This window comes from Streptomyces sp. CNQ329 (assembly GCF_000482585.1).
Map to the genome: position 1 here is coordinate 12,464 of NZ_AXVU01000034.1, position 12,902 is coordinate 25,365.

7 protein-coding genes are annotated in these 12,902 nt (G+C 74.6%); 3 read left to right on the forward strand and 4 right to left on the reverse strand.

Annotated features, from left to right (window positions below):
- Nucleotides 1-111: 111 nt before the first annotated feature.
- Nucleotides 112-1,008 (forward strand): CbiX/SirB N-terminal domain-containing protein, encoded by an 897-nt coding sequence (locus I003_RS0121725; RefSeq protein WP_027773437.1) that lies wholly within the window; start codon nt 112-114, stop codon nt 1,006-1,008.
- A 154-nt stretch (nt 1,009-1,162) separates the two neighbouring features.
- Here the strand turns inward: I003_RS0121725 and I003_RS0121730 are convergent, their stop codons facing one another.
- Entirely contained in the window at nt 1,163-3,505 is a 2,343-nt protein-coding gene (locus tag I003_RS0121730; protein WP_027773438.1) for a protein kinase domain-containing protein, read from the reverse strand.
- A 308-nt stretch (nt 3,506-3,813) separates the two neighbouring features.
- On the opposite strand from I003_RS0121730, the gene I003_RS0121735 reads away from it, so the two are divergent.
- On the forward strand, nt 3,814-4,545 hold the full coding sequence (locus I003_RS0121735; RefSeq protein WP_027773439.1) for an SDR family oxidoreductase: 732 nt from the start codon (nt 3,814-3,816) through the stop codon (nt 4,543-4,545).
- Nucleotides 4,546-4,643: 98 nt separating this feature from the next.
- On the opposite strand, the gene ppdK is transcribed toward I003_RS0121735, so the two are convergent.
- The gene (gene ppdK, locus I003_RS32840) at nt 4,644-7,412 is read right to left on the reverse strand and encodes a pyruvate, phosphate dikinase (protein ID WP_486584333.1); all 2,769 of its coding nucleotides are present in this window, start codon (nt 7,410-7,412) and stop codon (nt 4,644-4,646) included.
- Nucleotides 7,413-8,032: 620 nt separating this feature from the next.
- Between ppdK and I003_RS0121745 the strand changes: the two genes are divergently transcribed.
- On the forward strand, nt 8,033-10,120 hold the full coding sequence (locus I003_RS0121745; protein ID WP_027773440.1) for a glycogen debranching N-terminal domain-containing protein: 2,088 nt from the start codon (nt 8,033-8,035) through the stop codon (nt 10,118-10,120).
- Nucleotides 10,121-10,149: 29 nt separating this feature from the next.
- Here I003_RS0121745 and I003_RS0121750 read toward each other — a convergent pair whose 3' ends face one another.
- Complete coding sequence (locus I003_RS0121750; RefSeq protein WP_027773441.1) at nt 10,150-12,291, reverse strand: tetratricopeptide repeat protein; 2,142 nt, start codon at nt 12,289-12,291, stop codon at nt 10,150-10,152.
- Nucleotides 12,292-12,299: 8 nt separating this feature from the next.
- Nucleotides 12,300-12,710, reverse strand: a complete 411-nt coding sequence (locus I003_RS0121755) for a hypothetical protein (protein WP_027773442.1) — start codon at nt 12,708-12,710, stop codon at nt 12,300-12,302.
- Nucleotides 12,711-12,902 lie beyond the last annotated feature (192 nt).

Sequence of the window (12,902 nt, forward strand, 5' to 3'; positions counted from 1 at the left end):
CGGGAGAGGTTCGCCGTCCTCAGCGGGCGGCGCGTACGGGCGTGAGCAGCCGTCAACACAACGACCCGGCGGCGAAACAGGGGCGCAACGGCGGTGGGGCAGGCTCGCGGCATGACGGCCACTTCACCGCCTCCGGGGACCGCGGCAGAGCTGATGACCAGGATCACCGCCGAGCTGAGCACGCGGCTGGCGGCGGTGGGCAGGGGGCGCGGGCGCCCGGGGGTTCCCGTGCTGGTGGCGGTGGCGCACGGGAGCAGGGATCCGGAGGCGGTGCGTACCGTACGCGCGCTGCTGGCGGAGGTACGGCGGCTGCGGCCGGGGCTGCCGGTGCGGCTGGGGCACGTGGAACTGAACGAGCCGCTGCTGCGGGACACGCTGGGCACGCTGCGGGGCGAGGCGGTGCTGGTGCCGCTGCTCTTCGGCCGGGGCCATCACGTGACGCGGGACATCCCTCAGACGCTGCGGGCGGCGGCTCGCTCCGCCCGCACCGGACCCGGTCCGGTCCCCCGCCCGGCGCCCGGCCGGTGGCCCGCCACGCCCGCGCCCTCGCTCTCCGCCCGCATCGCCGCGCCCCTCGGCCCGCACCCCCTCCTCGCCGAGGCGCTCGCCGCGCGGCTGGCGGAGGCGGGCTGGCGCCACGGCGACGGGGTGGTGCTCACCGCCGCCGGGTCCCGCGCCGCCCGGTCGGCGGCGGACACCGAGGCCACCGCGGCGCTGCTGGCCGCCCGGCTCGGGGTGCCGGTGGTGCCCGCGTACGCCTCGGCCGCCGCGCCGACCGTGGCGGAGGCGGTCCGCGCCCTCGGCGCCCGCGGCTGCCGCCGTGTCGGGGTGGCCTGCTGCTTCACGGCCCCGGGCCTCTTCGCCCGCCGCACCGCGGCGACGGCCCGCGCGCTCGGCGTGCCCGTCGCGGCGCCGCTCGGCGCCCACCCGGCGCTCGCGCGGCTCGTCCTCCACCGCTACGACGAGCGGCTCACCGCTCTCGGCTCCCCCACCCGCAGCGCGGCCTGAACACTCCCGCCCCGCCCGGGTCCGCGGCCGGCCTTCACCCCGGACGGCACCGCCCGTACGTCTCCCGCCGTTGCGGCACCTCCGGCAGTCCCCCCGGGGAGGCGTCACGCACGGGGCAACGGGCCCGTTGCGCGGATGAGTCCGCGCGCACCCGTCACCGGGGGTTCCGCCACAGCCGTACGGCGCGGTCCCTGCGATCGGCGCCCGCGATCAGCTTCCCGTCCCCGCTGAACGTCACCTCCTCGACCGGGCCCCTGCCCCGGCCGTCCTCCTCGCCGGTCGCCAGCCGGGCGGCCGGCCGGCCGCGGGCCACGTCCCACAGCAGCACGCCGCCGTCGCTCTCCGCGGTGGTGGCGAGCGTCTTCCCGTCGGGGCTGAACTCCAGGTCGGCGACATCGGTGAGGTACGGGTCGCTCAGGGTCGCCTTCCTGCGGCCCGTGGCCACGTCCCACAGCCACACCTTGCCGTCCGGGTAGCCGACCGCGAGGGTCGTGCCGTCGGGGCCGAAGGCCAGGGCCGTCGCCTCGCGGGCCTGGTCGAGGACCTTGGCCGGGCCGCCCTGGCCGTAGGGTTCCGGGTCGCGCCCGGCGACGTCCCAGAGCAGGGTCGTGTCGTTCCGGCCGGAGTTGCTCCCGGAGTCGTCGCCCGCCGAGGCCAGCGTCCTGCCGTCCGGGCTGAAGGCGACGGCCGTGACGTCGTGCCTGTGGTCGAAGTACGCGGCGACGTCGTCGCCGCGCTCGTCGGGGTCGAACAAGTACACCGAGCCCGTCCTGCTGCCGATGGCGAGCAGCGTGCCGTCCGGGGAGAACGCCACGCTCTCGCCGCCCTGGGGGAGGAAGGTGAGCCACCGCCCGCCGGCCACGTCGTACAGGCCGGTCCCGCCGTTGTCGGTGCCGGTGGCGAGCAGCGTGCCGTCGGGGCTGAACGCGACACCCGCCACCCCGGGCACGTAGTTGCTGACGGTGTTCTCCTGGGTGACGGTATCGCTCTGCTTGCGGCTCGCCACGGACCAGAACCGGATCTCGCCGTCGTCGCCGCCGGTGGCCAGCGTCCTGCCGTCGGGGCTGAAGGCGATGCCGGCGGGGCCGGCGGTGCGGGCGGGGAATGCCAGGCTGCCGGTGGGCTCGTACGTCTTGTAGGGCGCCTCGGACTGCTGCCGCGGGTCGGAGCCGGAGGAGGGCAGGAGCACGGCGGCCAGGACGACGATGAGGATGACGGCGCCGGCCCCGGCGAGCAGCAGGGCCCGGGAGGCGGGGGCTCCGCGGACGACGTCCGGGGGGCGGGCCACGAACGGGACGCCGGCGGTGACGGTCCGGGCGTCCGGGTCCGGGGCGGGCGTCGCGGGGGTGCCGTCGGAGGGTGCCGCCGGGAGGATCGGCGCGGGGGCGGCGGCGGTGCGGGTGACGAGGTCGGGCGCGCCGGGCCCGGCGGGGTCGCCGGGACCCGGGGGTGCGCCGGGACCGGCGGGGACCGTTCGCTCGGCGGTGGCCGCGAGTCCGGCCGGCGCCGTGGCCGGGTCGTCCGCCGGCCCCGGTGCGCCGCCCGCCTCCGTGGCGGGGTACACCGCACCCGGCGCCGGCAGCGCCACGGCCGTCTCCGGGTGCCCCCCGTCCGCGGCGGCCCGGCGGCACATCCCGATGACCTCGGCGGGCGTCGGCCGCCGCTCGGGGTCCTTGGCCAGGCAGGCGGCGGCGACGGCCCGTACCGGCTCCGGGCAGCCGTCGAGGCCGGGGGCCTGCTCCAGGATCCGGTAGACGACGCCGTGGTCCGTGCCGCCCCCGAAGGCGTGCCCGCCGGTGGCGGCGAAGTGGGCGACCCCGCCGAGGGCGAAGACGTCGCCGGCCTCGGTGACGGTCTGGCCCCGGATGTACTCCGGCGCCATGTAGGCGGGGGTGCCGGTGCGCAGGCCGGTGGCGGTCACCGCGGTGACGTCGGCGGCGCGGGCGATGCCGAAGTCGATGACCTTGGGCCCGTCGGGTGCCAGCAGGATGTTGGAGGGCTTGAGGTCGCGGTGGACGACGTCGGCGGCGTGGATGGACTGGAGCGCTTCGGCCACACGCGCGATCAGGGACAGCGCCGCGCCGGCGGGCAGCGGCCCGCTCTCGGCGACGGCGTGCTGGAGAGAGGGGCCAGGCACGTACGCGGTGGCCAGCCACGGCTCGTCGGCCCGGAGGTCGGCGTCGACCACGGGCACGGTGTACAGCCCCTGCACCCGCCGGGCGGCGGCGACCTCCTGCGCGAAGCGGGTGCGGAACGCCGCGTCCCCCGCGTACGCGCGGTGGACGACCTTGACCGCCACCGCGCTGCCCGCCGGCGTACGCGCCAGGTACACGCGGCCCATCCCGCCCGTGCCGAGCACCGCCTCCAGCCGGTACGGGCCTGCCACCGCCGGGTCGGAGGCCCCCAGCGGCCGGTGCGGCGGTGCGGCCGTGGGCCGGTCCGGCTCCCCCGCACGGGCCCGCGGCACGGCCGGACGGCCGTCGTCAGGTCCGGACATCGTCCCCCTCGTCCCCGGTGGTCTGCCCGACCACGCCGCCTCATCGGGGCCGCCACCGGCGGTCCCGTTCGAGCGAGCGACAGCGTAACGAACCCGCGTACGCCGGGCAGCAGGAGTGCGGGGGCAGGGCCCGCGGGTTCGCACCCTGAGGTGAGCGGCCGGTCCCCCTGCCGGACGGCACGCCGTCCCTCTCGGCGGGCGGGTCGATTCCTGCGCATATACGGTGATCGGGAGGGGTACGTCTCGCGAACCCGGACTCCCCGTGAGCGCGGCGGCCGGTACGTCGCACGCCCGACGGAAGGTGACCCATGAAGATCGCAGTCATCGGCGGAACCGGCCTGATCGGGTCGCAGGTCGTGAAGAAGCTCGACGCCGCCGGACACGACGCCGTGCCGCTCTCCCCGTCCACGGGCGTGGACCTGATCACCGGCCAGGGGCTGACGGAGGCGGTGGCGGGCGCCGACGTCGTCGTCAACCTGACGAACTCGCCGACCTTCGACGACGCCTCCCCGGCGTTCTTCCAGACCTCGATGGACAACATGCTGTCCGCGAGCCGGGAGGGCGGGGCGGGGCACGCCGTCATCCTGTCGATCGTCGGCGTCGACCTCGTGCCCGACCTGGCCTACTACCGGGCCAAGACCCTCCAGGAAGACATCCTCAAGGCCGGCCCGATCCCGTACTCCATCGTCCGTGCCACCCAGTTCATGGAGTTCATCCAGCCGACCCTGGCCATGACCACCGAGGGCGACACCGTCCGCCTTCCGTCCACCCCGGTGCAGCCCGTCGCCGCCCAGGACGTCTCCGACCTGGTCGCCGAGGTCGCCGCGGGCCCTCCCCTGAACGGCACGGTCAACATCGCCGGTCCGGACGTCCACCCCCTGGACGAACTCGGCCGGATCACCCTGAACGCCCGCCCCGACGGCCGCTCGGTCGTCACCGACGAGTCCGCCGGCATGTTCGCCGCGGCCCGCGGCGACGTCCTCCTCCCCCCGGCGGACGCCCGCATCGCCCTCACCCGCTACCGCGACTGGCTCGCCTGACGGGTGCGAGGGGCGGCGCCCCCGCACGGGCGCCGCCCCTCTGGAACCGGTCTGCCGTCGGGTGAGGGTCAGGGCGAACGCCGACGGTGGCCGGTGGTTCAGGCGGCCGGCTGCGGCCCGCCGTTCGCGGCGGACGCGGCGCCCGCGGCCTTCCTGCCGTGCGGGGACGCCCCGTTCCGGGCGGTCCCGTTCGCCGCCGCCCGGGCCGCCTCCAGCCGGGCCACCGGGATACGGAACGGGCTGCACGAGACGTAGTCCAGCCCCACCTCGTGGAAGAAGTGGACGGACTCCGGGTCGCCGCCGTGCTCGCCGCAGATCCCCAGCTTCAGGTCCGGCCGCGTCGCGCGCCCCGCCTTCACCGCGTCGCGGACCAGCGCGCCGACGCCGTCCTTGTCGATCGTCTCGAACGGGGAGACCCCGAAGATCCCCTTCTCCAGGTAGGCGGTGAAGAAGCTCGCCTCCACGTCGTCGCGCGAGAAGCCCCACACGGTCTGGGTCAGGTCGTTGGTGCCGAAGGAGAAGAAGTCCGCCGACTCCGCGAGCTGGCCCGCCGTCAGCGCCGCCCGCGGCAGCTCGATCATCGTGCCCAGCGTCAGCTTCAGCTCCACGCCGTGCGCCGCCTCCACCTCGGCGATGACGGTCTCCGCCTCGTCGCGCACCAGCTCCAGTTCCTGCACCGTGCCCACCAGCGGGATCATGATCTCCGCCCGCGGGTCGCCCTTCGCCGCGCGCCGCTGCGCCGCCGCCTCCGCGATGGCCCGTACCTGCATCGTGAACAGTCCGGGGATCACCAGCCCGAGGCGCACCCCGCGCAGGCCGAGCATCGGGTTCTGCTCGTGCAGCCGGTGGACGGCCTGGAGGAGGCGCAGGTCGTTCTCGTTGTGGTCCTTGCGCGACTCGGCGAGCGCGACCCGCACCGACAGCTCCGTGATGTCCGGCAGGAACTCGTGCAGCGGCGGGTCGAGGAGGCGCACCGTGACCGGCAGCCCGTCCATCACCTCGAAGAGCTGGACGAAGTCCCGCTGCTGGTGCGGCAGAAGCTCCTTCAGGGCCGCGTCGCGCTCCCCCTCGGTGTCGGCGAGGATCAGCCGCTCGACCAGCTCGCGCCGCTCGCCGAGGAACATGTGCTCGGTACGGCACAGCCCGATGCCCTGCGCGCCGAAGCGGCGGGCGCGGGCGGCGTCGTCGAAGTTGTCGGCGTTGGCCCGGACGCGCAGCCGGCGGATGCGGTCGGCGTAGGACATGAGGCGGTGCACGGCGACGACGAGTTCGTCGGCGTCCTCGGCGCCGGCGTGCATGCGGCCCTCGAAGTACTCCACGACCGGCGACGGCACGACCGGCACCCGGCCGCGGTAGACCTTGCCGCTGGAGCCGTCGATGGACACGACGTCGCCCTCGTCGATGACCTCGCCGCCGGGCGCGGTCAGTTGCCGGCGCTTGGTGTCGACCTCCAGTTCCTCCGCGCCGCACACGCACGTCTTGCCCATGCCGCGCGCGACCACGGCGGCGTGCGAGGTCTTGCCGCCGCGGGAGGTGAGGATGCCCTCGGCGGCGATCATGCCGTCGAGGTCGTCGGGGTTGGTCTCGCGGCGGATGAGGATGACCTTCTCGCCGGAGCGCGACCACTTCACGGCCGTGTACGAGTCGAAGACCGCCTTGCCGACGGCGGCGCCCGGCGAGGCGGCGATGCCGCGTGCGAGCAGCTCGCCCTTGTGGCCGTTGTCGAACCTGGGGAACATGAGCTGCGCCAGTTGCGCCCCGGTGACGCGCTGCAGCGCCTCGGCCTCGGTGATCAGCCCCTGGTCGACGAGTTGCACGGCGATACGGAACGCCGCCGCCGCGGTGCGCTTGCCGACCCGCGTCTGCAGCATCCACAGCTTGCCGCGCTCGATGGTGAACTCGATGTCGCACAGGTCGCGGTAGTGCGTCTCCAGCGTCTCCATGATCCGCAGCAGCTCGTCGTAGGACTTCTCGTCGAGGTCCTGGAGCTTGGCGAGCGGCACGGTGTTGCGGATGCCGGCGACGACGTCCTCGCCCTGCGCGTTCTGCAGGTAGTCGCCGTAGACGCCCTGCTGGCCGCTGGCCGGGTCGCGGGTGAAGGCGACACCGGTGCCGGAGTCGGGGCCGAGGTTGCCGAAGACCATGGAGCAGATGTTGACGGCCGTGCCGAGGTCGCCGGCGATGCGCTCCTGGCGGCGGTAGAGCCTGGCGCGCTCGCCGTTCCAGCTCTCGAAGACGGCCCGTACGGCCAGGTCCAATTGCTCGCGCGGGTCCTGCGGGAAGGGGTGGCCGGTCTCCCGGGCGACGATGTCCTTGAACGTGCCGACGAGGGCTTCGAGGTCGGCGGCGTCCAGCTCGACGTCGGTGGCGGCGCCCTTGGCGCGCCTGGCCCTCTCGATGGCGTTCTCGAACAGCTCGCCGTCGATGCCCTGCACGGTGTTGCCAAACATCTGGATGAGGCGGCGGTAGGAGTCCCAGGCGAACCGTTCGTCGCCTGCCTGGGCGGCCAGCCCGGGGAGGCACGCGTCGGTGAGGCCGATGTTGAGGACGGTGTCCATCATGCCGGGCATGGAGAACTTGGCGCCGGAGCGTACGGAGACCAGCAGCGGGCCGTCCGCCTGGCCGAGCCGCTTGCCCATGCGCCGTTCGAGGGCGTCGAGGTGCGCACCGACCTCGTCGCGCAGGGCGGGCGGCTCGGCGCCGGTGGCGAGGTAGACCTTGCACGCCTCGGTGGTGATGGTGAAGCCCGGCGGGACGGGCAGGCCGAGGTTGGTCATCTCGGCGAGGTTCGCGCCCTTGCCGCCGAGCAGGTCCTTGAGGTCCTTGTTGCCCTCGTGGAAGTCGTAGACGAACGTGCCCCCGGCCACCTCCGGCGCGGACGCGGCCCCGTTCCCCGGGGACTTCTTCGCTGCCTTCTTCTTCTCCGGCTTCGTTTCCGGCACGGGATCGACTCCTCGTGTGGGACCCCTGGCGGGGAGCTGCCCTGACGGCGAGGAACATACCCAGATCGAAGGCTCCAGGGGATGAGCCGTAGACGATCACGAGGGGGTTCGGCCCTCATGCCTGGGATCCTGTTGGCGACCGGGAGCCGCGCCCCTTCTTCACTTCTCTTAACGACGATCCCGGACGGGCGGGCATCGGCAAGCCGGGCGGGTCATCCGCGTGACGGAGCGCAGCGGTGGCTTCGAGTGGTGAAGGGATGCGAATGGCACTCAGTGCCGCGCATACGAGAGATGATGTCCACATGTGAGCGCTCATCTGAGCAAGATAGGTATCAAGCGTGGGGAGAATCACGCGATCGGGTGCGGGAAATCTCACTATGTGGACACGAGGGCGCCCGGAGGGCATCCGGGGGGACACGGGCCGTGCTCCCGCAACGTGCGTGCGTGCGCCCCCGGTTCTGCTTGTCGGCCCGACAACACCGCGCTAGTTTTGCGTGCCAACCAGACGTAATGAAGCGAGGACACCTCGCAGGGGAGGCGCTCGCATGAGCGGCGCGGAACACCGGCTTCTCTTCCACGGCGGGGCGTTCGCCTCGGTGACCCGCTCCGGCGACGTCACCGGGGCCCGGGGGACCCGGCCGGACGGCTTCTTCCACGGGGACACCCGGCACCTGAGCCGCTGGCAGTTGACGGTGGACGGCGCGGTCCCCACCCTGCTGGCCGCCGAGCCGGCCACCACCGGCCCGGCCTGGGCCCACGCCGTCCTCGTACCGCCCACCGGCCGCGACGAACCGCCGCCGCACACGGTCTTCCGCGCGCAGCGCGTCGCGGAGGGCGCGCTGTTCGACACCCTGCGCATCACCGGGAACCGCGCCGAGCCCGAGAAGCTGTGGCTCGCGCTGACGGTCGACGCGGACTTCGCCGACCAGTTCGAGTTACGGGCCGACCACCGCGCCTACGACAAGCCCCACGCGGTACGGACCCGGGAAGTCCTGCCCGCGGGGGTGGAGTTCCGCTATCGCCGCGGTGGATGGCGGGCCCGCACGACGGTCACGGCCGACCCGCCGCCGGACGCGGTGGAGGAGACGGGGAGCGGCGCACGGCGGCTGGTGTGGCGGCTGGCGCTGGAGCCACACGAGACGATAGAGGTGACACTGCGTGCCGCGGCAGCGGTGGATCCGGGGGCGGCGGACCCGGGCGCGGCGACGGAGGCCGGGAACGCGGCGGCCGGTGAGGTCCGGACCGGGGCGCCCGGTGCCGCCGAGGCGGACCACGGCACCGCAACCATCCCGCCGCCTCCGCCCGACGCGGACACCGCCCCGCCCCCGGCGCCCGGCGCCGCGAGCGCGCCCCCGGCCCGTACCGCGGCGCCCCCCACTCCGGCCGCGCACACCCCCGCCGGGGACACGGCCCCACCCCCCACCACTGCCTGGCCGCACCTCACCCGCGCCGCCGAGCAAGGGCTCACGGACCTCGACGGCCTCCTCGTCCCCGCCACCGGACCCGCCGGCGAGGCGCTTCAGGTGCCCGCCGCGGGCGTCCCGTGGTTCCTCGCGCTCGTCGGCCGGCACGCGCTCGTGACCTCCCTCTTCGCGCTCCACCACCGTCCGGCCCTCGCCCACGCCACGCTCCTCGCGCTCGCCGCGACCCAGGCCGGCGAGGCGGACGGCGAGCCGGGGAAGATCGTGCACGAGGTACGCCACGGCGAGCTGGCGCACTTCGGCCAGGTGCCGTACGGGCGCTACTACGGCGCGGTCGACACCACCCCGCTCTTCCTCGTCCTCCTCGGCGCGCTCACCGGGCACACCGGCGACGACAAGCTTGCCCGCCTCCTGGAGCATCAGGCCCGCGCCGCCGTCGAGTGGATGTTCCGCGACGGCGGCCTGGCCGACACCGGCTACCTCCGCCACCGCGCCGACGAGGGCGGCCAGGCCGACCAGAGCTGGCGGGACTCCCCCGGCGCCCTCTGCGCCGCGGACGGCACCCGCGCCACCGGCGCGATCGCCACCGCCGCACCCCAGGGCTACGCCTACGCCGCCCTCACCCACACCGCCCGCCTGGCCGCCGGCGCCTGGGCCGACCCGGCGCTCGCCGACCGCCTCACCACCGCGGCCGGCGACCTGCGCACCCGCTTCCTCACCGACTTCTGGCTCCCCGGCCCCGACTTCCCCGCCCTGGCCCTCGACGGCACCGGGCACCCCGCCGACGCGCTCTCCTCCGACGCCGGACACCTGCTGTGGTCCGGGCTGCTGGACCGGGACCGCGCACACCGGGTGGGACGGCGGCTGCTGGAGCCGGACTTCTTCTCGGGCTGGGGCGTACGGACCATGGCCGCCGGACAGGGGGCGTACCACCCGATGGCGTACCACCGCGGCAGCGTCTGGCCGCACGACAACGCGTTCCTGGCCCTCGGCCTGGCCCGCTACGGCCTCCACGAGGAGGCCCGCCAGGTGGCCGCGGCCCTCACCGACCTGGCCGTCCACGCCGCGTACCGCCTCCCGGAGGCCATCGCCGGCTACCCCCGCACCACCCAGCCCACCCCGGTCCCGTTCCCCCACGCCTGCTCGCCGCAGTCATGGTCGGCGGCGACCCCCCTGGCCCTGCTGACGGCGGTCACATCCGCGGAGGAATGACCCCACGCCCGCATACCGCAGAGGACGGGTCAGTCCCCGTACGCCTCGGGCGGGTGCTCCCGGCCCGCCACGAACTCGCCGAGCAGGTGCCGGCCTGCGACCGTGAACGGGTGGTCGGCCCCCAGGCTGCGCTCCCGCCTGGCCAGCACATCCGTCATGATCTCGATGCCCGCGTCCACGCGGCCGCGTGCGGTCAGGGTCCGGGAGAGCAGTTGCCGGGCGGAGAGCGTGATCGGGTAGTCGGGCCCGAAGCGCAGCAGGTACGCCTCGGTAACCGCCCGTATCTGCTGCTCCGCCTCGTCCAGACGGCCCAGCCGGTACAGCACCCAGGCGTGGTTCTGGCGGGCACCGAGCGTCACGGTGTGATCGGGGCCGAGAATCCGGGTGCACTCCTCGGGCAGGGCGGGCAGCGAGCCGTCGTCCTCGGCGGCGACGTCCACTGCGGGCAGCAGGACCAGAAGGCTTGCGCGGGAGCGCAGTGTCAGGGGATGTTCGGGACCCAGGACCCGGCGCCTGCCGGCCGCCGTGGAGCGCAGCAGGGAGACGGCCTCGTCGCGTCTCCCGAGATTGCCGAGGACGAGTTGAAGGCCGTGGCCGCTGTCGAGGGTGTCGGGGTCATCGGCTCCGAGCAGCACCTCCTGGGCCGCACGGATGCGGCTGAGAAGCCGCTCGGCCTCGGCATAGCGGCCCAGCCGGAAGAGCGCCCGGCCGGACCGGGAGCGGGCCGCCAGAACGAGACGGTGGCCCGCGCCGAGCCGGCGCTCGCCGAGGTCCGCGGCGGTCCGGGCGGCTTCCCAGGCCGCCTGGTAGTCGCCGGTGCGGTGCAGGGCGACGGACAACCGCGTCGCCGCGGCCAGCGCGTGCGCGGACGTGCGCGGGTCGCCGACACGCCGCGGCAGGGCGAGGGCGTGGGGCACCAGCAGCCGGTAACGCGGTTCGTACGGGCCCGCGTCGGGCACCACGGGCACGGCCGCGTCCAGCAGCCGGACCGCCGTGGCGTCGAGGGACGGCAGCTTCTCCGCCGGGGTCGCCGCGGCGACGCTGTCGAGCAGCACTCCGTGGCTCTGCGTACAGCGCACGCCCACATCGACGAGTTCGGTCAGCGACTGGTCGAGCAGCGCCCTCAGCGCGGTTTCGCAGCGGTCACGGGGCAGGACGCCGCCGATCTCGCCGCGGTCGAGCAGGGACAGCGGCAGCGGATCGGGCGAGAACCGCGCGAGGAGCCTCAACAGCGCGGTCGCCTCCGGCAGGCCCCGGGCCTCGAAGGCGTCGAGTGTCAGTTGCCAGGTGAGGCCCACCAGGTGCCGGGGGTCCTCCGGCGACAGGGGATCAGCGCCCTCGTCGATGAGATCGACTCCTTCCGTTTCGTCGAGGCGACGCCCGTACGTCTCCATCGACCAGGGGTCGAGGACCTGCTGGGACAGGAAACCGCCCGCCAGCGTGAGGGCGAGCGGGAGCCGGCCGAGCCGCTCCGCGATCCGGTCGGCCTCCTGCTGCGTGCCGCTGTGCGGGGCGAGGTCCCGCAGCACCCGCGCGGCATCCGCGCGCGGCAGCACGCCGATGTGCTGCAACTCCGCCCCCGGCCACCACCGGGCGGCCGACCGGCGCGTGGTCACCACGACCGTGCCGCGGGGGCTGGTGCGCAGCCAACTGCCGTCGCGGAGGATGTCGGGTTCGTCGGCGTTGTCGAGGACGAGCAGCCAGGGCTCCGCGGAGCGGTCGAGGTACTGCCAGACGAGGTCGGCGGCCGGGCGGAGACCGCCGCGGGCGGCCAGCAGTTCGCCGTCGGCGGCGCCCCGGTCGGCGGCGACGGCGAGCATCCCGGCGCGCAGGCTCGACCGGTCGGAGGCGCTGACCCACAGGCCGACCCGGCCGCATTCGCCGGTGGCCGTCTGGAAGAGCGTGTACGCGACCGCCGTCTTGCCGCACCCGCCCATGCCGTACAGCACGTAGAGCTCGCCGCCCCGCTCCCCCTCCACACTCGTACGCAACCGCGCGAGCACCTCGGCACGGTCACGCAGGACGGCCGGAGGACGGCCGACCGCCGGCCGGCGGACGGAGTCGGGGCCGCCGGGCACGGCGGTCCCGCCCCCGTGGTGGTGGTGTTCGGTGATGTGCTGATCACCTGACGCCTGGTAGACCCGGCCACGGTCCTCGGCGCGGCCGTCCATGCCGCCTGTCATCGCTCTGTGAGGTGCTGGTCGCGTCCTGCCTGCTGGATACGGGCGCTCCCGGACGCCCGGGCGTGCAGGTGGGTCACAGGACCCGTCCCGCCCGTGGGTTCGAGCTCGTCGAGAAGCGCGCGCAGTTCCGCGACGGCGCCGGGGTGAGCGACAAGAAGGCGCCGCAGCCGCCCCTGCCACTCGGCCTGCAGTTCGCCGACGGTCTGCTGGTCCCCGGCCGCCTCGGCGGCGACGGCGTCGTCACGGGCGGCTTCGAGTTCGGCGGCCACGGTCTCGGCACGGTGCGGCTGCAGGCGGCGCCAGAGCTGCGTGATCCCCTCGCGGGTGCGCTGCCAGGCGTCGGTCGTCATCAGCGTGACCAGCGTGATTCCGGCGCTCTGTGCGAGTAAGGCTGCCTCCGGGTCCACAGTTCTCCCTGCCTCGGACGTCAAGCCTTGGGACTTTATGACAAATAGCAGATAGTTGCGGTCGCGGGCCGTGCCGTTTTCCCGAGCATTCATCATCGCGCGCCTTGACCGTACGGGGCAACAGGAGACCGACCAGGCGCCGTTCATTTGTCCGGTTACAGCCTCACTGGGCCCTTGCGTCCGGTGCTAAGA